The following is a 21,074-nucleotide window of genomic DNA, read 5'->3' as shown; positions in this document are numbered from 1 at the left end:
CGCCTCCGGCTAGCATGCTGACTTGAAGCATGCGACAGGAGGTGTACGATGACCAGCCATGACCAGAAGGCACCTGGCATCGGTCTGCTCACCGTCCTCCTCGGGGCCGTCGCTGCCGGGCCCATCATGCTCTACGGGCTCAGCGCCACGAGCGATTCGATCATCGCCGAGCTCGGCATCTCCGAAGCCCACTTCGGCCTGCTCGCCACCACCTGTTTCGGTGCCGCCGCGATCGGCAACGCCACCCTGGGCCGCCTCGCCGATCGGCATTCCGATCTCTCGCTCATGGCGTTCATCTTCGTCCTCGCCACGCTGGCACTCCTGCTCGTGGCCGTTCCCGACGGGTTCCCGATGCTTCTGCTGGCCGCAGCCCTGTCCGGCATCGCTCAATCCTTTCCCAACGGAGTGACCAACCGGATCCTCCTCGAACGCGTCCCCGACACCAAGCGCATCGGCTGGGTCGGCATCAAGCAGTCCGGAGTCCAGGTCAGCCAGCTCATCGCCAGCCTTGCCTTCCCGGTTCTCGCGCTCGGTGTCGGGTGGCGCGGTGCCGCCCTGACCATCGCGGTCATCCCACTCATCCTGCTCGCGATGACCTGGTATTCGCTGCGCACCACCCCGCTGCTGAGCGCTCCGAAACCTGCATCAGACACCGCCACCGAGGCGGCCGCCACCACCCCGGAACCCTCAACGGACACCCCCGCCGAGGCGGCCCACCCCGATCCTGAACCGGCACCCACCCGCCCGGCCAAGCACCCCGGCATGGTTTGGGCACTGGCGCTGTTCGGATGGACCAACGGCATCGGCGTGCAGGCGACGAACGTGTACATACCGCTCTTCGCCGTGCGCGAGATGGGCTTCAGCCTCGTCCTCGGCGGCGCCACTGCCGCACTGGCCGGCGTCATCGGCGTCATCGCCCGCGTTACCTGGGCCAGACGCATGGCCAAAGGCGCATCAGGCCCCCGCCTGCTATTGGTCCTCGCTCTCATCGCCCTGGGTGGAGCGGTGCTGTTCCTCATCGCCGACGTCGCCGCATGGTCTGCGCTTGTCTGGGTGGCCGTGGCTTTCCACGGCATCTCCGCTCTCGGGGTCTCGGTGGTGCTCATGGCCGCGCTCATGCGCGCGATCCCGGCATCCTCGATGGTCTCGGCCAGCGGCATGGTCACGGCCGGAATGTTCTGCGGCTTCGCCTTGGGCCCGCTGCTTATGGGCGTCATCGTCGGTTCGCCCGGCGGCTTCGTCATCGGCTGGGTCGCCGTCGGCATCACCTATGTGCTGTGCGTGATCCTCGCGCTGATCCTCATCCGCGTGAGCTCCCGCCGCCGCTGACGACCGCCCCGCTGACGACGGGTGAGGGCAGATTCCTCCGATCCGCTGTTCCCTGTCAGACCGAAGACTTAGAATAGAACACATGTCTGAATATGATCCCCCGGCATGGATGATCCGCTACCGGAACTTCAAAACGCTGTGCTCCTATGTCTGTGGTGAGTTCATCCGCTTCTACCTCACCACCGGCTGCGACCAGATCAGATATACGCATTCGCAGATCACCGAGGGCCTGCCGAACTATTCATGCCGTCTGACCTCCGTCGACGGTTCGGTTCTGCTGCTGCCGCTCGATGATTGGGTCGACCGTCTGGACGAGGTCATGCCGATGGTGCGGACCTGGCTGGGGGAGCATTCGGATCTCAAGGGGTGCAAGCCGGAGAAGTCGCACTACCAAGGCGACCGCTATTGGTTCACCCGCTGGCAGGAGGCCAACCCGTGGTGACGGCGACTCGTCGTCGGGCACCATGGACACTAACCGGGGGAGTCGCAGTAGAATCCGGACCATGCGCAAACGTGTGATCGTGTACGTCATCGCGGGCCTGGCGGTGCTGGGGCTGATCGCCAGCATGCTCAACGGCGTGCCTGCCTGAGTCGCTTCCTGACGCAGGCGAGGTTGACGAGAAGCGACTCAAGTGTCGCTTTGGGGCCGATGCGGATCCGTGCGCCGGTTCCTAACGTGGAGGGTGTCAACGACGGCGAGGGCATGCGACTGTCCTCATGAAACAGGACACTCATCATGCCTCATCAACAGAGTCCACCGGAAGATCAGGCATCTTCCATATTGCCCCGACTCGATCCCACCACACCGCGGCACCGGCTCGGCCTGCCTGTCATCGCCATCGTGGGTCTCGCGCTTCTGGCGGCACCGCGAGTGGTGCTCCACGATCTGAACATCATCGAAGAAGGCACATCCGTCAATGCGCTGTTCGTCTTTCTGCCGCCGCTCGTCTGGATCGTCACCGTCCTGATCACACGTGTGCCGAGACCTCTCATCACCCTCCTGGCAGTCGGGCTCTGCTATGGAGTCTTCCTGGCACTCGGGCATCAGATCCTGTGGAATCACTCCCTGGGTGACAACCCGCCGCAGCTCGGAGGGAACCTCGCAGGCCTCGACCCGACGGCGCAGTCGCTCATCTTCCGTTCGTTCGCAGTCGCCTCGAGCCTTCTGATCGGAGTGGTGGTCGGAGCGATCTCCGGTGCCATCGCATGGGGTCTGAAGGTGCTGCTCCGGAGGCCGCGGAATGGTGGGTGAGCCTGAGCGGACTGACTGAATCAGCCGTGCCGACGCGGCTCTGCAATGCTATGTTGAGCGGCATGGGAAGCGACGACGATCTCAACTCTCAGAAGTCAGACGTGACGGATCACAAACCGATCGTGAAGACCTTTCACGACGACATCGGTGTGCTCAATCAACTGGTGAAGCTCGCGTCGGAGGGCGTACCGAAGACAGCCCTGCACGTCTTCGCCCACGATGCGGAGAGCACCGACGAGGTGGTCGGTGCCGACGGAACTCTGAAAGGACTCGGAGAACTCGTGGACGAGCGATACAACGAGCGAGGCGACGAACTCAGGAACCGCTTTCAGCGGTACGGCTTCAACTCCGATGAAATAGAGAAGTTCGAAAGTGATCTCGACAACGGAGCGATTCTGCTTGTGATCGACGACCCCGATCTCCGTGCGCATTGTAGAGGCAATCGTCGGGCACCGTAAGGGGCTGGTCGCGGACGTCGACGTTTGGGACGGTGGAGTCTCGGTTCGGCAGAGGTCGCGGAGCGGAGATGATTGCTGCTCCGCAGAGCACCGTGACGAACCTCGAGGAAAGGAGAAGCCGTGACCGCGAAATTCAACACCACGAACCCGGCGACCGGAGAGGTCCTCAAGGAATTTCCCACAGCCAGCGACGAGGAGATCTCCGCCGTCATCGATGCCTCCGACGCGGCCTTCCAGACATGGCGGACGACCGATGTCCGGGAACGTTCTGCACCGCTCGCCCGAGCGGCGGATCTCATGGACGAGCGCAGGTGGGACCTCGCTGAGATCCTCACACTCGAAATGGGCAAACTGCGCGCGTCCAGTCGCTCGGGGACCAAGTCCGAGGGAGCTCGGGACCGTATGAGGTCATCGCGGCTGACGAGTGAGAGCGACGCGTAATCGGCCCCGGGAATGATTCGCAGCGCTTCGTCCACCATCACTTTGAGGACGAGGTCATCGGGTTCGAGGACGAGCGAGCGTGCCCACTCGCCGATCTGCGCTGTCAGCTGATGCCGCTCGGACTCGGGATCGATCGGCGCGGGGTCCGCAGCCGCATCGCTGGGTATTCCGACGTTGTCGTCGGTCGATTCTGCCGAGGTCTCGTCCATCAGAGATGCCACTCCAATCGTGTCTCAGGTGTCGACCCTCGGATCGCTGTCTTCAGTATTCGTCCATGTCGGGACCTTCATCAATGGCCTCCGTCGGCCGTTTCTCGTCGCCTACCGCCGGACCTGTCGGCGAAGTGTCCCTTCACCGCAGAGTCGATTTCAGATCTTCGACGCGTGCGGTCAGCCGGGCGATGTCAAGCCCCTGACTCTTCTCACACAGCTCTCGAGTCTGTTCGGGACAGAGGATGCCGGATGCGAGGAGTCGGGAGACCGGCGTGCCCGGACGATCGTATTCGCGTCGACGCTGTCCTGCAGGAGAGAGGCGCCAGCCCACCGGGTTCTTGACAGGCATGAAGTAATTGAGGCGGTCGGCCAGGGCCGACCACAGCTGGTTGACTCTCGCGACCTCGGCATCGATGTCGTGCGGCGTGCCGAGCGGGAGGTTGAGGCCGCTGAACGTCCGATCGGGTACGCGAGACCCTTGTCGGAGATCGCTCATGCAGTGGAATTCGATGAGGTTGTCCTCTGCCCACTTCTCGATGGCGCTGTCCGGGACCGCCGGCGGCAACAGGATTCCGGTGACGATGAAAGGCACCGCGCGCACCATCTGCGCGAGCATGTCGACCACTTGCGTGCCGGGGGCGAAGGTCCTCGTGTGCACCCACCCGATCTCCACGTCGGTGAATGTCACTGTGACGCAGTCCTCGTCGGTCGGTGTCGTGATCGTAAGCAGTTCGACGAGGAAGTAGCCGGGTTCGGGCTCGAGGAGCGAACGAATGCGTTGTCGCGGGAGGGAAGCACGCATCCCCGCCCCGGTGCCGGTCAGCCACAAATCGTCGTGGTCGCCGGCCTTGGCGTCGCGCAGGTACCGATCGATCGTCGCCGCGGAGATGTCGAGGAGTTCCTTCCGCACCGAGGACGAATAGCCGTGCTGTCCCTCACGGAGGTGGCCGTGCCTCTCCAAGGAGTCCAGGCAGTCGGACATCCCCGCCTCGAGGTACTTACCGCAGGGGCGGCCGGAAGACTTCCACACCAGCTCGAGAGCCCGCTGGGCCTGGGGGGAGAACTTCTTCGGCTTGAGACGACGGCGGTCCACGACGGCGTCGAGGGAGACTCCGGCCCTGATCTGATGGGACTGGCTGCGCAGCTGGTGGCGCGCGTGATCGCGAGTCCACCCAGTGGCCTCGGTGAGTGAGTCGAGGATCGTGCCCTTGCCCTTGCGCGACGACGCCTCATAGGAGCGCGCGTAGGTGCGGGCGAGTTGTATGGGTGAAGTCATGATGTCTTCCTCCGAATCGGTTCGAGGAGCCGCAGGGGTTCCCGTGTCGGCAATCACGCTATTGAGGGCAAAGTTCGTGCGGAAGGGTCTTTACAGATCCGCGGGGTTCGTCAATCGGATTGCGTTGACCTCTGAGGGCCTCCACCTCTCGCGCGCGGAGGGCTTGGTCGCCCCTTCTTGGCCGGATAACTCCGTTCTGCTGCAGGGCCGCATCGACATCCCCGGGCCCTTCCGCATCGTCCTCGAGCGACGTCGCCTCGGCCCGCAAGGGAGATTCGCGCCTCGGGCATTTCATTAGCTAAGCTAACGAACATGACGCCGCGAAGCCGCACCGCAACCGATGAGCTCTACACGCGCACCGCTGAAGATGCGTCCAGGGCCGTGATCGCGAGCTATTCGACCTCTTTCGGTCTTGCGGTCAGACTGCTCGGAGCCAGAAACCGGCACCATATCCGCAATATCTACGCCCTGGTCCGCATTGCCGATGAGATTGTCGATGGCCTGGCCCTCGAAGCAGGGCTTGACGAGGCCGAGCAGCGGGAGATGCTGGACCGGTTCGCATCCGCCACCCACGCGGCGCTGCGCAACGGCATCAGTGACAACCTCGTCATCCATGCCTTCGCCCGGACCGCTCGCGCAGCCGGCATCGACGCCGAGCTCATCGACCCGTTCTTCGCCTCCATGCGGGCAGACCTGGAATCCGCGGACACAGGTTCCGGTCGTAGGACCGAGGCGGCGACCGCGTCGCCGGTCCGCGGCTTCGACGCGAAGGAACATGCCGAGTACGTCTTCGGGTCCGCCGAGGTCGTCGGACTCATGTGTCTCAAGGTCTTCCTCATCGATCTCGACCGCACCCCCGCCGAGGTCGCCCGGCTCGAGTACGGGGCACGGCAGCTGGGAGCGGCGTTCCAGAATGTCAACTTCCTGCGCGACCTGGCCGATGATGATCAGCGCCTCGGCCGGAGCTACCTCACCTCCGGACACCGACTCACCGAGGCTGAGAAAGCCGAATGGGTGAACACGATCCGGCAGCAGCTCGACGCCGCCCAGGATGCCATCACCGGACTGCCGAAGGACGCGCGTACTGCGGTCCGCTGCGCCTGCGCGCTCTTCACCGGGCTCACCGAGAGGATTGCCTCTACTCCCGTCGCCGAGCTCTACCGACAGCGGGTGCGGGTCCCGAGCGCCGTGAAGGCTCGACTGACAGCCCACGCAGTCATGACTTCAGCCCGCGAAGGTCGGAAGTGAACCGGCGGAGCGGCTCCGGTGCCGTCAGCAGCCCGCGCACCGGCATCATCGGCGGGGGAGCCGCCGGGCTGGCCACAGCTATCCTCCTCGCCCGCGAAGGGCACTCGGTCGACCTGTACGAGAAGAACACCGAACTCGGCGGGCGCATCGGCGTGTTCGAGCGTAAGGGCTTCCGTTTCGACACCGGGCCCTCCTGGTATCTCATGCCCGAGGTCTTCGAACACTTCTTCGCTCTCGCCGGCACCAGCGCCGAGGCCGAACTCGACCTCCGCACGCTCGATCCCGGCTACACCGTATTCAGCCCACCGGGGCCGGTCGATGAGAGCACGGGCGCCCCCGGGCGCACGCGAGAACTGACGATCCCACAGGGCAGGTCCCGGGTGCGGGCGACCTTCGAAAGCGTCGAGCGAGGCACGGGAGATGCCCTCGACGACTATCTCGTCTCGGCCGAGCACACGAAGGAGCTCGCGCTCGCCCACTTCCTCTACAACCCCTTCACCTCGCCGCGGTCACTGCTCCATCGGGACATCCTCGGCGGCCTCCCGAAACTGGTCCGGCAGATGGGGACGTCGCTGGCCGGCTTCGCGGAAGCCTCGTTCAACGATCCGGTGCTGCGCCAGATCCTCCAGTACCCCGCGATCTTCCTCGGCACCGACCCGAGACGGGCACCGGCGATCTACCACCTCATGAGCACGCTCGACCTCGCCCAAGGTGTCAGGTACCCCATGGGCGGGTTCCATACGATCATCGACGCCCTGGTCCGGTTGGCCGAACGCTCCGGGGTGCGCCTGCACACGGGAGCCGATGTCACGCACATCGACACCGAGGCAGCAGGGCGAGGTCGAGCCGAGCGCGGGCCAGCCGGGCGCGGCCGAACCAGACGTCGAGTCACCGGCCTGAACTGGACCGACGAGGACGGACGCGCACACACGCATTCTGCCGATGTCGTCGTCTCCGCCGCCGACCTCCACCACACGGAGACGAGACTGCTCTCTCCCGAGGACCAGAGCTTCCCCGAACGGTCCTGGACGTCGGTGACGAGCGGTCCCGGCGCGGTGCTCGTCTTCCTCGGCATCGAAGGCGAACTCGAGGCGCTGCCGCACCATTCGCTGTTCTTCACCGAGGACTGGGCGGCGAACTTCGACGCGATCTTCGGGTCCAGGCAGAAGATCCCCTCACCGGCCTCGATCTATGTCTGTCGTCCCAGCGCCACCGATCCCACTGTCGCTCCGCCCGGGCACGAGAACCTCTTCCTCCTCATCCCCGTCCCCGCCGATGCGGGACTCGGGGCCGGGGGAGACGACGGGACAGGAGATCCGCGGATCGAAGCGGCCGCCGATCGTGCGATCGACCAGATCGCCCGATGGGCCGACATCCCCGACCTGCGCCAGCGCATCAGAGTGCGCAGGACGCTGGGACCGACGGACTTCGCCGAGGACTTCAACTCCTGGCTCGGCGGAATGCTCGGACCTGCGCACACACTGCGCCAGAGCGCGATGTTTCGCCGGCAGAACTCTTCGAAGGCAGTCGACGGGCTGTTCTATGCCGGTGCCACGACGGCGCCCGGGGTCGGCGTGCCGATGTGCCTCATCAGCGCCGAGCTCGTCCTCAAACGCCTCCGCGGAGACTCCAGCCCGGGACCACTGCCGATCCCTGCACCGTGAGGGACTTGGGGTCGGCGGTCAGCGCCCGGTGCCTGCTCCTCGCCTGGTCCCCGTTCCCCCACTCCTGCGCAGTGCGCCGAGGAGACCCCGGCGGAGCAGACCGCGCCGAGGCGGCGACCAGATCTCGGTTCCCTCCACCCGCCAACCGGCGAGCAGTTCGTTCGCGGCCATGAACCCCGTCGTCGCCGCGCGTTCCATGAGCGCCACAGGTGCCTCACAGCGGATCGAATCCCCGGCGAGCACCAGTCCCGGAAACGCGGTGGTGACGCCGGGGCGGTCGTTGTACGCCCGCGTGTCGGCGAGCGCGCAGTCGTCGGCGATGAGCAGCTCCTGGGCGGTGATGGCGATGTCGGCTGTCTCAGGGTAGACAGCGTGGAGGTCGGCCAGCAGTTGGCGTGTCACGGCTTCCCGGTCGACATCTTCGGACTCGAGCATCGCTCGCGCGCCGCCCCGATGCGCGGTGCCGAGCGCATAGGCATGGAGTTCGACGACGGAGCCGCCGTGCGTATGCCGCCATCTCTCGGCCCCGGCCTCGAAGCGTTCGAGGACCGAGATGTTGTCGAGCAGCGCATAGCCGGTCGTGCCGAGGAAGGCCGGGCGGCTCGGATCCACCTCGTCTTCCAACCACAGTCTCAGCACCGCGAACGGCGGGGCGTTCCGCTGCGAGGTGACTCTGCTCAGCCACCGCTCGCGAGTCCCCGTGCCTGCGTCCGGTGAGCCGGCTGCGTGTCCGAGCGCGTCGGTGTCGACCGAGTCCTCGAGTCCGGCCAGCAGCGTCCGAGTGCTCCGCGGATCAGCGGCGAGTACGAGCGCATCGCTCTCGAGCGTCCCGCTCGTCGTCTCGACGCGCCACCCGGTGCGGCCCGCTCTGTCCGGAGGGCTGAGCGCGGTGACCGCGGTATCGGTCTCGATCCGCACCCCCGCCTCGGCGAGGTATTCGCTCAGGGGCGACCACAGTGCGGTGTCGTAGTCGTCGTCGGGGACGTCGAAGAGCAGCCCTTCGGCGGAGCCAGTGAAGTACGTGTGGAACATCGCGACGAGCTCCCCGGCGGAGAAGTCCGCGGGGTGGGCGAAGAACGAGCGGGCGAAGACCTCGAGCGCGAGATGCCGCGCCCCGACCGGGAACCGCAGCCGGTCGAGGAACTGCTCGGCCGACTCTCCGTCGTAGCGTCGATAGGAGTCCGGGAAGTCGACGTCGATGAGTTCGAATGCCGTCGTCAGGTCGACGTCGGCCAGACCGCGCAGCGGGAAGGACGGGCTGGTGAGCACGAATCCCGCGAGACTGAGCGGTGGAGTCCGCGGAATCCGGGCGAAGGAGTCGCGCAGACCGTCCCGACCCACGAGTGGATAGTCCGTGACCGGGACCAGACGGTCGAGGCCGGGATCGGCGCGTGCGAGCAGGCTGCGGAGATTGTAGTACTGGCGGAAGAAGGCATGGAATCCGCGGCTCATAGTCCGACCCGCGTCGAGGCTCCAGGCCCGGACCCGTCCGCCGAGGCTGGACTCAGCTTCGACCAGGTGCACAGTGGCCCCGTGCTCGGCGAGGACCGTGGCCGCGGCCAGTCCGGCGATGCCTCCGCCGACGACGGTCACTCGCCTGGGCCGCAGCAGTCGCGGACGGCCCGGGTGGGAGGGGGTGAGGATCGCGTGCCGGTCGCGGGGGCGCGGCTGGGAGGCGCGGCGGTTCATGTGCTCTCCTCTCCGGTGGACGCAGCGTGCCTGTTCAGGCGCCACTGCCAGAGCATGAGGACGGCGGTGATCATGGCGAAGCCGAAGCCGAAGTCCTCGATCGGGATGTCCCACGGGAACCGGATACCGCTGAGCCCCTGCGGATTGTAGATGACGATGGGGTCAGAGAGCTTCGTCAGCCAGCCGTCGACGAAGCACTGGAAGACCAGGCAGATGCTCAGCGCCGCCCAGTACTTCGCCCGGCGGAAGATGCCTGAGCGGAAGACGAACAGCTCGAGGCCGACGACGAGGATCATTCCGACGACGGTCATGATCGTGTACTCGGGCACGCTCATCGTTCGCCGCCTCCTTCGGATTCGGGCGGCCGGTCGGTGCGCTCGTGTGGCCGGGACTGGATTGCGGGCCGGGGTGGACTGTCCTGCCGGGGCAGGCTTCCCGGCCGGGTGCGCTTGCGCACCGCCGTGAGCACCGTGCCGACCGCCTCATAGCTGAGCAGGGCGCACAGGGGGATGACGATGAAGAACACGAGCTCCTCGAGCGGCAGGTTGCCGAGGTGGATGCCGGTGACGAATCGCGGGTTGTACACCCAATGGTCACGGGCGATAGCGACGACGTCCCAGAGGCAGAAGACGACGATGACGGGCACGAGCGCCCACAGCACGGTTCTCCACCGACGGTAGACCCGAGCCCGGAAGAACAGCTCCAGCGGCAGGGTGATGAGGACGCAGGCGCCCATGAGGAGCAGATACTCGAAGGCGCTCACGACAGTCTCCTCTCCGGGCCGGAGCACTCGTCGAAGGCCAGTTGGAGTCCACGCAGCCGATAGCCCGAGATGACGCTGTCCCAGCCGATCTCCGGCTCGGCGACCAGTCGCGGGCCGCGGTCGAGCAGGCGATGGACGAGGGCATCGGTCTCGAACAGCGCCAGCGACTGCCCCGGGCACTTGTGCGCACCGTCGCTGAAGCTCATGCCGACCGCCGGGACGGCTTCTGCGGTGTGCCGCACGGGGCACAGGGAATGCGGCTCGGGTCCCATCGCCTCTTCATCGGTGTTCGTCGCGCGGACGCAGACGTCGATGAGGTCCCCGGCGGGGATCGTCACGGTGCGATCCGGTGCCGTGACCTCGATGTCGGCCTGAGCGCGTCGAAAGAGGTGGCCGACGACCGGTTCGAGGCGGATGATCTCCTCGAGGATCTCCAACCGGCGAGGCCGGTCGGCCGCGAGGTACTCCGCCCCGAGCTCGCCGTCTGAGAGCAGGTGCCAGCACGCCATGGTGATGAATTCGCGGGTGGTGACCATCCCGGCCGTGCCGTAGGTGACGCACTCGACGAGGATGTCCGACGTGCTGTGTCCGGCCCCGATGAGATGGGACACGACGTCATCGCGCTGCCTGCGGCGTCGGGCCCGAAGCGCCGGTCGGACGTCGGCGAGGTAGAACCGGACGATCGGGACGAGGCCGTTGACCGCGGCCTGCAGCCACTGCTTCCGGGTCCGGCCCCAACCGGGGGCGGCGAGGTCGACCGGCGGCTGGGTGAAGAATCCCTCGAGCCGCCGCGACATGCCCGCGATGGAGGATTCGGTCAGTCCCACGACTTCGGAGGTCACGGCCACGGAGAAGTGCAGAGCCACCTCGTCGAGGCGGCACCGGCCGGTCTCGGCAACCCGGCCGACCGTGTCCTGCGCGAGAGCATCGATGCGCTCGCCGTACCTGTCGGCGATCACGGCGGGGGCGAAGAATCGGGCGAGCTCTCGGCGCTGTGAGTCATGGGACTCCCCGTCGGAGATGAGGATCGGGTGGCGGCGGAAGATGCCGCGAGGAATCCGCTCTGCGGTGAATCCGGCTTGAGTCGTGAGGTGTCGGGCCCGCAGCACCTGGCGGGCGGCGTCGAAGGAGCGAATGCGCCAGAGGTCGGGACCGTGTTCGAGGGGCACCTGCTCGACCGGGGGACCGGCCGGCTCATCGCTGGGCATCGCCCGTCGGCTCGGACGGTGCCGATCGGCCCCGCTCATGCGCGCCTCAGACTGCAGGCGGAGGTGAGGTCCGCGAGTCTGCCCGCGAGCGCCTGCGGAAGCTCCGCCTCGGCGATGAGCCCGGCGATGGTCTCGCAGTGCTCGGCGATCATCGATTCGACGAACGCCCTCGCCCCGGACTCCTCGATGACCTGCCGCAGCCGGAAGCCGCCCTGGGCGTCAAGTGCCCGGTCGCCGAAGAGATGGGCGACCTGGGGCCAGGCCGAATGGGCTCGGGCCGTGTTGATGAGCAGGGTCTCCTTGCCTTCTCGGAGGTCGCCGAGTACAGATTTGCCCGTCTCCTGCTCATCGCCGAAGACTCCGAGGACATCGTCTCTGAGCTGATAGACGATGCCGATGCGGCGGCCGATGGCGCGCAGCCGCTCGACCAGGCTGTCGTCGCTTCCGGCGAGGACCGCGGCGATGGACAGCGGGGCTTCGAATGAGTAAGCAGCGGTCTTGCGTCCGATCATCGTGAGCACGTCTTCGGAGTCGGCCTCGTCGAGGTGGAGGCTCAGCCACACGTCGGACTGTTCTCCGGCGACGCTCTCGGCGATCGTCTCATCGTAGATGTCGAGCACGGCGAGCCGGCGCGGGGTGTCGAGGGCGAGGCGCGCCAGGAGGGACTGGGCCTCGTTGAGCATGAGGTCACCGGCGAGCAGGGACGAGGAGATCCCCCACGTCTGCGCCGCGGCGCTCGTGGCGCCGAGGAGCATGGCCTCGGAGGAGAACTGACCGGTGATGTTCATCTCTCCTCGCCGGACGGTGTCGTTGTCGATGACATCATCGTGGATGATCAGGCCGATGTGCAGCAGCTGCATCGCGCCGGCGGCGTCCGTCGCGGCCTGCGTTGCCGTGCCTCCCAGGCCCTCATGGGCATCGATGAGCAGGCGGGGCCTGATCATCTTTCCGCCCAACGCCATCCTCGACAGCGCTTCCCAGAGCTGTTCGTACTGCTGGGTTCGGACTCGAGAGCGTCGCCGAGCAGCGGCGAGGACTTCGACGAGGCGGGATTCGACGGTCAGGACGCTCTCCAATTTCTTTAGCCAGGCGAGAGTTCAATCTAACACGTCAGCGGTATGCTGTCAGCGTGCCGTCCGCAGACTCGAAGACAGCTGGCCTGAGCTATTTCTCGAATGAATCGGAGTTCTCCGATCGCTCGGCCCTGTCCGAATCCGAGATCGCGGAGTGCACCGCGGTGATGGAGGCCCTGCGGAAATGGCACGAGGCCGAACGCGACCTCGCCGAGGCGTCGCGGCGGTATATGCAGCTCAACGACAGTGATATGCGCACCATCCGCCTGCTCATCCGCGCGCAGCGCCAGGGGCTCATCGTCACTCCCAAGGACATCGCTGCTGCCGTCGGGATCTCCAGCGCCTCGACGACGAAACTCGTCGATCGCCTCGTCGCCGGTGGGCACCTGATCCGGGTCCCCCACCCCCACGACAGGCGCACCACCAGCATCGAGGTGACAGAGGAGACCGCGCAGGCAGCGCACGAGTCGGTGGGTCGCCAGCATGCCCGTCGCTTCGACGTGATCGCGGCCCTGAACAGCCGGGAGCGCCAGACCGTGCTGCGGTTCCTCTCTGCCATGACCGAAGCCGACTGCCCGCAGGGCGTACTGGCTGATGACGGGAGCGGACGGTCGACGCAGGACCGTGATTAGGACCGGGCTGTTCCCGTTTCTCTTACCGTCCCTGAGTCTTCGCTGCGGTCGGATCAGCCGAAGACCCCGACGATATAGGCGACGAAGAAGAAGATCATGATCGCCAGCAGGCAGCTGATTCCTGGAGCGGTTGCTCACGGGGTGGGCTGGCCGCCGTTGACGTTGAGGGTCTCACCGACCACGTAGCTCGACTCCGACGAGGTCAGGAAGACGTACGCGGGCGCGAGCTCGGTCGGCTGCCCTGCCCGTCCCAGCGGTGTGTTCTTGCCGAAGTGCGGAAGGGCTTCCTTCGGCTGCCCGTCGGAGACCTGCAGCGGGGTCCAGATCGGTCCCGGTGCCACGGAGTTCACCCGGATCCCCTTCGGGGCTAACTGAGTGGCCAGACCCTTCGTGAAGTTGTTGATCGCCGCTTTCGTCGACGCATAGTCGATGAGGTGGGCGGACGGCGAATACGCCTGCACGGAGGTGCTGTTGACGATCGTCGACCCAGCTCGAGATGCTCGAGCGCGGCCTGGGAGACCCGGAACATCGCGTGGATGTTCGTCCGGAATGTGTCCTCCCACTGCTCGTCCGTGAGGTCGGCGATGTCTTCGACGGCGATCTGCCGGCCGGCATTGTTGACCACCGCATCGAGCCCGCCCAGTTCCTCTGCCGCCCGGCGGACCACTTCGCGGCAGTACTCGGGATCGGACAGGTCTCCCGGGAGAGGCACGGCCTTGCGACCGGCCTGGCGGATGACCCCGCAGACGTGTTGGGCGTCCTCCTCCTCGGCGGGCAGATAGGCCAAGGCGACATCGGCCCCCTCTCGGGCGAAGGCGATCGCGACGGCGGATCCGATTCCCGAGTCCGAGCCGGTGATGAGCGCCCTGCGGCCGCGAAGCCTGCCTGTGCCGGTGTAGCTGTCCTCACCGCGATCTGTGCCGGGAATGAGGTCGGCGTCGAGTCCCGGTTCCGGCTGGTCCTGCTTCGGAGGTGTGATGTCGGGATATCGAGTGGTGGGGTTCTGGAAGGTCAGCTGGTCGGTCATCGTCTTCTTCCTTGCACATCGGAGGCACCTGGGCGGCAATCAGGCCGGTCTCAGGAATTCTGTTTCGTCTTCCGCTTGCTCTCTTTCTCCAGTGCGTCGACAAGCTCCTTCTTCGTCATCGTCGACCTTCCGGAGATGTTCAGCGATTTCGCCTGCGCGTAGAGGTGCTCCTTCGACGCGTTCGCATCGACTCCGCCGGGCGTTGCGCGATTGGTGTTCTTCCCGCCTGAGCTCTGCGCGTCCGAAGGTCCAGGCGAATCTTTCGCCACCCATCTGTCGCCGACCTTCTCGAAACTGTGTTTGAGGGCGTCGTAGGCGACCTGGTGAGCTCGTTTCTCATCCCCGTATTGGTCGAAGGCCGAGTCGTAGGCCTTGGCGAAGGTACGTTGGGCTTTCTGGCTCGACTTCTCCAAGGTCGAGGGCAGTTCGCTGTCCTTCGGCTTTCCCGTCTTCGTCGTCTTCGGCATGGTGTGAACAGCTCCTATCGTGTCAGCGTCGTCAGCTGCATTGGGGGCGGCTTGTGTTCAGGTCGGAGGACGGCCACTCTCGTCGCCGTCTCAGCCGGTGCGTTTCTTCGGGCTCGATTTCTTCGTCTCCGACTTCTTCGACGTTGATCTCTTCGTGTTCTGCTTCGAGTCGGCCTTCTTCTTCGTCCGGTCCTTCTTCGACGATCGGGACCGGTCCACCGATGTGCGCAGTGCCTCCATGAGGTCGATGACATCTCCACCGCCGGTGTCCTCGGAATCGTCTTCGTCGAACGTCTTCTCGACATCGAAACTCTCGCCCGATTCGATCTTCGCGTCGATGAGTTTGCGCAGTTCGACCTGATAGTCGTCGCTGAACTCCTCGGGGGTGAAGTCCTCGGAGTATGACTCGACGAGCTTCTCCGACATGTCGAGTTCTCTGTCCGAGATCTTCGCTTTCGAGTTCACTCCCTTGAAGTCGACGTCTCGGATCTCATCGGCCCAGCGCAGGGTCTGGATCATGAGGACCTTTCCGCACACCCGCAGCACGGCCAGACGAGTCCGGGTGCGCAGTGTGAGCCTCACGATCGCTGTCCGCTCCGTCTTCTCGAGCGTCTGACGCAGCAAGAGGTAGGCCTTCGGTGTCTTCGACGTCGGCTCGAGGAAGTAGGACTTCTCGAGCATGATGGGGTCGATCTCGTCGCTGGGCACGAATTGGAGGACGTCGATGTCATCGTCGTCGTCTGCGGGGAGAGCTTCGAAGTCCTCGTCGGTGAGGATGACCCGGTGCTCCCCGTCGTCGAAGGCCTTGTCGATATCGTCGTAGTCGACTGTCCGACCACATTCCTCGCAGCGATGCTGATTGCGGATCCGCCCTCCGTCCTTCGCATGGACCTGGTGCATCCGGACGTCGTGGTTCTCCGTGGCCGAGTACAGCTTCACGGGCACATTCACAAGGCCGAAGGCGATGTATCCGGTCCAGATAGCTCTCATGCCCCCATTGAAACGCAGGATCCGGGCACTGGCTACCCCCTTGCCCGAGATCGACGAGCTCGAAGCGTCTGGCCCCGGGCCTCAGTCGGACTCTCGGGCTCTGCGTGCCGAGGCGACGTCGTCGACGATGACGACGATGTGGCGCAGGCTCGTGATGAGGGAGCCGTAGAGCGGCCAGGTGGTCGTCGGGAGCGTTCGATCCTGTGAGATATCGGCTGAGAGCTGCTCGAGCCTGTCGAAGACCGGTTCGACCTCACTGTCGGGATCGGCGATGGCCCGTCCGGCATCGGCCACGATCGATGCCCACTCCTCACGGAACTGCGTGTTCCATTCGGTTTCCGACGACGATGCCTCACGGAGAGTACGGGCAAGGTTGCGCAGGTGTGAGATGCCTTCGTCGACTCTGAGCAAGATGCTCTCATAGCCTTCCTCCTCGTCGTGAGGGGCACTTTCCGGTGCGGCAGGTCGGCCGTGAGAGCTGCCGATCCGCATGGCGGTGCGGGGGTTGATGCGTCTGCTCTCGCGGGCGAATCGCACGGTCTGCCACGCCGACTCAAGCTCCCGGCTCATGGCCTCCGTGCGCTCGAACCATTCCTGTGCGGAATCAGAGTCCCATGTGTGGGAGAACTGCTTCGACATGTCGGCGAGCACTTCGCCCGTCTGCCGATTGACGCTGTCGATATAGCGGGCCGCCTGTCGATCCCGCAGCGGTGGGATCATGAGGAGGTTGACGGCAAGGCCGAAGGCCACCCCGAGGGCGAGTTCGAGGAGTCGGTCGACGAGCAGCGGCTGCTGAGAATCGAAACCGGAACCGAGGATGAAGATCGCGGTCGTCGCGATCGCCACACCTTCGTCACGGATCCATGACAGGCGGGCACCGGCCAGACCGACGAACATCGCCAGAGCGAAAGTCCAGATACCGACACCGAGGTAGTTGCCGATGAGGAAGGACACGCCGACGCCGATCGTCGACGCGATCGTCGTCTGCACTCCTCGAGAGAACGACCTGTAGACGGTGGCGTGGACCGTCAGCAACGCAGTCCACGGAGCGAGGAACGGCATCTGGCTCTCGAGCACGGCGTCGGAGAACCACCATGCGCCCGTGGCCGCGATCACTCCCTTGGCGATCTGCAGCAGGTCGGTGGCGAACTCCGGTCGCCGGAGGTATTCCGCCACTGAGCGTTGGTGGGGCATTGTCGGCTCCTTTGCATCGATGTTCCGCTGAGACGCATTCAACTCAGGAAAGCAGTCTAAGGGCCGTCGCCCTGCTGCGGGAGCGGTCCCCGACGAGTGAGCAGCTTCGCTCGGCGAGGGCACTCCGATGCGGAGGGGATAGAGTGAGCGGATGTCTCCTCTGAGAGTTTCTCCCACCAGTCACATCAGCCGTCGAATCGTGCCTTGGGCGGTCGCCGGACTGGCCAGTGCCGTGCCGGCGACCATCGCAGCTTCGATGGTCATCGACCTGATCCAGAAACGGGGACGCAAAACGCGCACCGCTCCACGTCCGGGAACATTCAGTTCAACGGTCGAAGAGTCCGAGCTCAACATCTACACCGATGGTTCCACCCTGTACGAGGCCATGATCGATGCGATCGATTCGGCGCGTGAGTCGATCCTCATGGAGACATTCATCTGGAAGAACGACGAGGTGGGCCAGAGGTTCATCGACGCATTCAATGCGGCGGCGGATCGCGGAGTGGAGATCCACCTCATCTACGACGGGTTCGCGAACCTCACGATCCCGTCGTCCTTCTACCAGCAGCTGTCGGAACGCATCCATGTCCTGCGCCTGCCGACAGTGGCGCGGCAGTTCTGGCGTGGGCCTCTGCGCCATTCGGGATTCAACCATTCGAAGATCCTCGTCATCGACGACGATGTGGCCTTCGTCGGCGGATTCAACATCGGCTCCCTCTATGCCCGTCACTGGCGCGATACCCATCTGCGCTCCGTCGGTCCAGGAGCATGGGGGCTTCGACAGACGATCGCGCAGGTGTGGAATGAGTTCCACGACTCCGACGAACAGATCGCCTGGGTCCCGCCCGAAGTGTGGGAGTCGAAGCTGCGAGTCGCTGCCAACCTGCCCATCCACCTCGTCTACCCGATCCGGAGCATGTACCTCAACGCCTTCGCTCGCGCACAGAAGCGAATCTGGCTGACGACTCCCTACTTCATCCCTGACCAACAGCTTCTGCAGGCACTGATCGAGGCGGCTGATAGGGGAGTCGACGTGCGGGTGATGGTTCCGCAGGAATCCAACCACATCCTCGGGGACTGGCTCTCACGGGGATTCTTCGAACAGATGATCAACTCGAAGGTCACGGTCCTGCTCTACACCGCGAGCATGATCCATTCGAAGGTCGCCACCGTCGACGGCGAATGGTCGACGGTGGGCACGGCGAACATCGACCGACTGTCGTTGACCTTCAACTACGAGACCAATGTCGAAGTCATCGACAGCGCCTTCGCCGCCGAGATGGAGAAGGTGTTCGACAGAGATTCCGCGCACTGCGTGGAGCTCGGCACAGATTGGCTCGACCGACATCAGCTGGTCAAGCTCGCCGAACGGGCGCTCGTGCCGATGCGCCCCTGGCTGTGAGGAGGGCCGCTCCCCAGCCGGCCTGAAGAGCGAGCCTGCCGGAAGAGCGAGCCTGCCGGAAGAGCGAGTCGGCCTGAAGAGCGCCAAGACCGCGCAGACGCGGTGGAGCGCTTCCGCACCCCCTGTCGCAGACCTGTTCTGCCCAGTACCGTGAGAGAAGATCGTGGGCAGAGGCACGAACAGTGCGCAGGAGGAGGTGCCCAATGGCACGCCGCGAGCAGAAGGTGACGGTCGAGGGCCATCGGCTGACATTGAGCAATCTGGACAAGGTCCTCTATCCGGAGACCGGCACGACCAAGGGCGAGATCCTCGATTACTGTGCCACGATCGCCCCGCACCTCATCCGCCATGCCCGGGACCGGATCGCCACGCGCAAACGCTGGGTCGACGGTGTCGGCACTCCCGATGATCCGGGGGATGTGTTCTTCGAGAAGAACCTGCCCGAATCCGCTCCGTCGTGGATCCGGACACGCGCGATCCGACATTCCACCGGCACCAAACGATATCCCCTGGTCAACGATCTCGCGACGCTGACGTATCTCACGCAGATGGCCGCGCTCGAGATCCATGTGCCTCAGTGGAGGGTGAGTGCCGGGTCGAAGGATCCCGGCACGATCGATTCCGAGAACAGGTACCCCGACCGGATGGTCTTCGACCTCGACCCTGGTCCGGGACGCGAATTGGCCGACTGCATCGAGGTGGCTCAGCTCGTGCGTGAACTGCTTGAGGGCATGGGACTCGACGCATACCCGGTGACCAGCGGGTCCAAAGGCGTCCACCTCTATGCACCGCTGGACGGATCGGCGAGCTCGCAGGAGGTCTCCGATGTTGCCCATGAGCTCGCCCGCACCCTGGAGGCCGACCACAAAGATCTCATCGTCTCAGCGATGAAGAAGGCGCTGCGGGAGAACAAGGTGCTCATCGATTGGTCGCAGAACTCGGCGTCCAAGACCACGGTCGCCCCGTATTCGCTGCGCGGACGCTTCACCCCAATGGTCGCCGCTCCCCGCAGTTGGGACGAGTTCGATGATCCGGCAACCGTCGAGCAGGTGCGCTTCGAGGAGGTCCTCGACCGCGTGGACGACCTCGGGGATCTTCTCGAACCCCTCGCGGAGGCGGTCGGAGGAACCGCCTCGGCGCCGGAAGACGAGCGCGACCGGCTGGAAATCTACCGGTCCAAACGGGATCCGAAGCGCACGAGCGAACCCGTGCCAGCGAAACAGGGAACGAGCGGGGACGAACTGACCTTCGTCATCCAGGAACACCATGCGAGGAGCCTCCACTGGGACTTCCGACTCGAACACGACGGTGTGCTGGTCTCCTGGGCCCTGCCGAAGGGGCCGCCGACGGACCCGGGGAAGAACCACCTGGCGGTACAGACCGAGGACCATCCCCTCGAATACGGCAGCTTCGAAGGCACGATACCGAATGGGGAGTACGGAGCCGGCGACGTGGAGATCTGGGACTCCGGAACCTGCGACATCGAGAAGTGGCAGGAGGGCAAGGAGATCATCGCGGTCCTCCACGGGCGCGAGGACGGCGGCCTCGGGGGAGTGCGGCGGTTCGCACTGTTCAACACCAGGGGCCACGGTCCGAACAAGGACCCGGAGAAGAACTGGATGATCCACCTCATGGAGGACCAGCCGAAGAAGCAGTCGGCGGCAGACCGTTCCTCGAAGAAGAGCACGCCGACTGGTCGTTCCTCGAGCAAGCAAGTCTTGAAGAATTCGAAGAAGGAGGCTCTGCCCACAGATCTGTCTCCGATGCTTGCGAGCATCGGCGACATCGACTCCGTGCGCAGGGAAGCCGAGGACTGGGCCTTCGAGATGAAGTGGGACGGCATCCGCGCTCTGGCGAGGGTGCAGCCGGGTGACGGGGACCGCAACGGCAGCGTTGAGCTGACCAGCCGCAACGGTCGTGACATGACGAGCACTTATCCGGAGCTTCGCGAGTTGGTCGACTGTGTCGATGTCGACTGCGTCCTCGACGGGGAGATCGTCGCTCTCGGACAGGGCAGCAGACCGGATTTCGGGAGACTCCAGCGCAGAATGGGGTTGAGCCGGGAGAGCGATGTCGAACGAGAGCGGCGACGCACCCCGGTTTACCTCATGCTCTTCGACGTCCTCCATGCCGACGGATCCTCGTTGCTGCGGAAACCGTACACGGAACGTCGCGAACGTCTGTTCGAACTCGTGGCCGAAAGTGACCACATCCAGGTGCCCGATGCTTTTGAAGGCAGCGTCGATGCCGCCTTCGAGTCCAGCCGGAAGCTTCGCCTCGAAGGGGTGATGGCGAAGCGGACCGACAGCATCTATCTTCCCGGAAAGCGCACTCGCACCTGGGCCAAGCTCAAGCATGCCTCGACCCGAGATGTCATCATTGTCGGCTGGCGGACCGGAGAAGGCGAACGCTCTGACAGCTTCGCCTCATTGTTGGTCGCCGCCCACGACGGCGACGACCTCGTCTACCTGGGGCGTGTGGGCACCGGGTTCGACGAGGCCGCCCTGCGGAGTCTGCGTTCCAGTCTCGATCGCCGGTCTCGGAAGACGCCGGCGCTCACCGTGCCGGCCGACGAGTCGCGAGAGGCCCACTGGGTGCGACCCGACCTCGTCGGGGAGGTCCGGTTCTCGGGCCTGACCGGGGCCGGGCGCCTGCGGCACCCGGTCTGGCGCGGCCTGCGCTCCGACATCGACGCAGAGGACGTCCGAGTCTGAACCAGTCGACGCTGATTCTGCTCCGATCCTCAAAG

At 65.2% G+C, this 21,074-nt stretch carries 19 protein-coding genes and 1 pseudogene; 10 read left to right on the top strand and 10 right to left on the bottom strand.

Annotated elements, in window-relative coordinates:
* Positions 1-48: 48 nt before the first annotated feature.
* The 5 genes from AC2W7L_RS02420 to AC2W7L_RS02400 all read left to right on the top strand — a co-directional run bounded on the left by AC2W7L_RS02420 (position 49) and on the right by AC2W7L_RS02400 (position 3,480).
* The gene (locus AC2W7L_RS02420) at positions 49-1,329 is read left to right on the top strand and encodes an MFS transporter (protein WP_486003116.1); all 1,281 of its coding nucleotides are present in this window, start codon (positions 49-51) and stop codon (positions 1,327-1,329) included.
* 82 nt (positions 1,330-1,411) lie between these two features.
* The gene (locus AC2W7L_RS02415; RefSeq protein WP_265417992.1) at positions 1,412-1,771 is read left to right on the top strand and encodes a hypothetical protein; all 360 of its coding nucleotides are present in this window, start codon (positions 1,412-1,414) and stop codon (positions 1,769-1,771) included.
* Between the two features lie 339 nt (positions 1,772-2,110).
* Positions 2,111-2,581 (top strand): hypothetical protein, encoded by a 471-nt coding sequence (locus tag AC2W7L_RS02410; RefSeq protein ID WP_486003115.1) that lies wholly within the window; start codon positions 2,111-2,113, stop codon positions 2,579-2,581.
* A complete protein-coding gene (locus AC2W7L_RS02405) occupies positions 2,578-3,039 on the top strand; it encodes a general stress protein (RefSeq protein ID WP_486003114.1) in 462 nt (153 codons plus the stop codon). The genes AC2W7L_RS02410 and AC2W7L_RS02405 overlap by 4 nt, the downstream gene beginning before the upstream one ends.
* A 120-nt stretch (positions 3,040-3,159) precedes the next feature.
* On the top strand, positions 3,160-3,480 hold the full coding sequence (locus AC2W7L_RS02400; protein WP_486003113.1) for an aldehyde dehydrogenase family protein: 321 nt from the start codon (positions 3,160-3,162) through the stop codon (positions 3,478-3,480).
* Positions 3,481-3,831: 351 nt separating this feature from the next.
* On the opposite strand, the gene AC2W7L_RS02395 is transcribed toward AC2W7L_RS02400, so the two are convergent.
* Positions 3,832-4,968, bottom strand: coding sequence for a hypothetical protein (locus AC2W7L_RS02395; RefSeq protein WP_486003112.1), 1,137 nt, complete (start codon positions 4,966-4,968; stop codon positions 3,832-3,834).
* 312 nt (positions 4,969-5,280) lie between these two features.
* Here AC2W7L_RS02395 and AC2W7L_RS02390 point away from each other — a divergent pair, with 312 nt between their 5' ends.
* Entirely contained in the window at positions 5,281-6,216 is a 936-nt protein-coding gene (locus AC2W7L_RS02390; protein WP_486003111.1) for a phytoene/squalene synthase family protein, read from the top strand.
* Complete coding sequence (crtI, locus tag AC2W7L_RS02385; protein ID WP_486003110.1) at positions 6,213-7,880, top strand: phytoene desaturase family protein; 1,668 nt, start codon at positions 6,213-6,215, stop codon at positions 7,878-7,880. Before AC2W7L_RS02390 ends, crtI begins: the two co-directional genes overlap by 4 nt.
* A gap of 18 nt (positions 7,881-7,898) precedes the next feature.
* Here the strand turns inward: crtI and AC2W7L_RS02380 are convergent, their stop codons facing one another.
* The 5 genes from AC2W7L_RS02380 to AC2W7L_RS02360 are packed head-to-tail and all read right to left on the bottom strand — an operon-like array spanning position 7,899 to position 12,616.
* Positions 7,899-9,569, bottom strand: a complete 1,671-nt coding sequence (locus AC2W7L_RS02380) for an FAD-dependent oxidoreductase (RefSeq protein WP_486003109.1) — start codon at positions 9,567-9,569, stop codon at positions 7,899-7,901.
* A complete protein-coding gene (locus AC2W7L_RS02375) occupies positions 9,566-9,904 on the bottom strand; it encodes a lycopene cyclase domain-containing protein (protein ID WP_265417972.1) in 339 nt (112 codons plus the stop codon). Before AC2W7L_RS02375 ends, AC2W7L_RS02380 begins: the two co-directional genes overlap by 4 nt.
* Positions 9,901-10,332, bottom strand: coding sequence for a lycopene cyclase domain-containing protein (locus AC2W7L_RS02370; RefSeq protein WP_167198742.1), 432 nt, complete (start codon positions 10,330-10,332; stop codon positions 9,901-9,903). The genes AC2W7L_RS02375 and AC2W7L_RS02370 overlap by 4 nt, the downstream gene beginning before the upstream one ends.
* Positions 10,329-11,579: a cytochrome P450 gene (locus AC2W7L_RS02365; RefSeq protein WP_486003108.1), complete on the bottom strand. Its 1,251-nt coding sequence runs from the start codon at positions 11,577-11,579 to the stop codon at positions 10,329-10,331. The genes AC2W7L_RS02370 and AC2W7L_RS02365 overlap by 4 nt, the downstream gene beginning before the upstream one ends.
* Positions 11,576-12,616: a polyprenyl synthetase family protein gene (locus tag AC2W7L_RS02360; protein WP_486003107.1), complete on the bottom strand. Its 1,041-nt coding sequence runs from the start codon at positions 12,614-12,616 to the stop codon at positions 11,576-11,578. The genes AC2W7L_RS02365 and AC2W7L_RS02360 overlap by 4 nt, the downstream gene beginning before the upstream one ends.
* 53 nt (positions 12,617-12,669) lie before the next feature.
* On the opposite strand from AC2W7L_RS02360, the gene AC2W7L_RS02355 reads away from it, so the two are divergent.
* Complete coding sequence (locus AC2W7L_RS02355; protein WP_486003106.1) at positions 12,670-13,245, top strand: MarR family winged helix-turn-helix transcriptional regulator; 576 nt, start codon at positions 12,670-12,672, stop codon at positions 13,243-13,245.
* A 134-nt stretch (positions 13,246-13,379) separates the two neighbouring features.
* On the opposite strand, the pseudogene AC2W7L_RS02350 reads toward AC2W7L_RS02355, so the two are convergent.
* The 4 genes and pseudogenes from AC2W7L_RS02350 to AC2W7L_RS02335 form a co-directional block, all read right to left on the bottom strand.
* Positions 13,380-14,272, bottom strand: a pseudogene (locus tag AC2W7L_RS02350) (SDR family oxidoreductase).
* A 50-nt stretch (positions 14,273-14,322) separates the two neighbouring features.
* On the bottom strand, positions 14,323-14,739 hold the full coding sequence (locus tag AC2W7L_RS02345; RefSeq protein ID WP_486003105.1) for a ChaB family protein: 417 nt from the start codon (positions 14,737-14,739) through the stop codon (positions 14,323-14,325).
* A gap of 90 nt (positions 14,740-14,829) precedes the next feature.
* Positions 14,830-15,729, bottom strand: a complete 900-nt coding sequence (ku, locus tag AC2W7L_RS02340; RefSeq protein WP_486003104.1) for a non-homologous end joining protein Ku — start codon at positions 15,727-15,729, stop codon at positions 14,830-14,832.
* Between the two features lie 81 nt (positions 15,730-15,810).
* Entirely contained in the window at positions 15,811-16,923 is a 1,113-nt protein-coding gene (locus tag AC2W7L_RS02335) for an FUSC family protein (protein ID WP_486003103.1), read from the bottom strand.
* Between the two features lie 151 nt (positions 16,924-17,074).
* Between AC2W7L_RS02335 and AC2W7L_RS02330 the strand changes: the two genes are divergently transcribed.
* The gene (locus AC2W7L_RS02330) at positions 17,075-18,325 is read left to right on the top strand and encodes a phospholipase D-like domain-containing protein (protein ID WP_486003102.1); all 1,251 of its coding nucleotides are present in this window, start codon (positions 17,075-17,077) and stop codon (positions 18,323-18,325) included.
* A 203-nt stretch (positions 18,326-18,528) separates the two neighbouring features.
* Positions 18,529-21,039: an ATP-dependent DNA ligase gene (locus AC2W7L_RS02325; RefSeq protein WP_486003101.1), complete on the top strand. Its 2,511-nt coding sequence runs from the start codon at positions 18,529-18,531 to the stop codon at positions 21,037-21,039.
* Positions 21,040-21,074: the final 35 nt, after the last annotated feature.

The organism is Brevibacterium sp. LAARM3_SD1 (assembly GCF_057364765.1).
Note: the sequence above shows the minus strand (reverse complement) of the source record. Positions and strands in the feature narration are given on the sequence as shown.

Bases quoted from the DNA above. Each gene is read 5' to 3' on its own strand.
- AC2W7L_RS02395 (WP_486003112.1), bottom strand. From the start codon at position 4,968: ATGACTTCACCCATACAACTCGCCCGCACCTACGCGCGCTCCTATGAG.
- ku (WP_486003104.1), bottom strand. From the start codon at position 15,729: ATGAGAGCTATCTGGACCGGATACATCGCCTTCGGCCTTGTGAATGTG.
- AC2W7L_RS02390 (WP_486003111.1), top strand. From the start codon at position 5,281: ATGACGCCGCGAAGCCGCACCGCAACCGATGAGCTCTACACGCGCACC.
- AC2W7L_RS02335 (WP_486003103.1), bottom strand. From the start codon at position 16,923: ATGCCCCACCAACGCTCAGTGGCGGAATACCTCCGGCGACCGGAGTTC.
- AC2W7L_RS02380 (WP_486003109.1), bottom strand. From the start codon at position 9,569: ATGAACCGCCGCGCCTCCCAGCCGCGCCCCCGCGACCGGCACGCGATC.
- AC2W7L_RS02365 (WP_486003108.1), bottom strand. From the start codon at position 11,579: ATGAGCGGGGCCGATCGGCACCGTCCGAGCCGACGGGCGATGCCCAGC.
- AC2W7L_RS02420 (WP_486003116.1), top strand. From the start codon at position 49: ATGACCAGCCATGACCAGAAGGCACCTGGCATCGGTCTGCTCACCGTC.
- AC2W7L_RS02325 (WP_486003101.1), top strand. From the start codon at position 18,529: ATGGCACGCCGCGAGCAGAAGGTGACGGTCGAGGGCCATCGGCTGACA.
- AC2W7L_RS02375 (WP_265417972.1), bottom strand. From the start codon at position 9,904: ATGAGCGTGCCCGAGTACACGATCATGACCGTCGTCGGAATGATCCTC.
- AC2W7L_RS02345 (WP_486003105.1), bottom strand. From the start codon at position 14,739: ATGCCGAAGACGACGAAGACGGGAAAGCCGAAGGACAGCGAACTGCCC.
- AC2W7L_RS02330 (WP_486003102.1), top strand. From the start codon at position 17,075: ATGTCTCCTCTGAGAGTTTCTCCCACCAGTCACATCAGCCGTCGAATC.
- AC2W7L_RS02415 (WP_265417992.1), top strand. From the start codon at position 1,412: ATGTCTGAATATGATCCCCCGGCATGGATGATCCGCTACCGGAACTTC.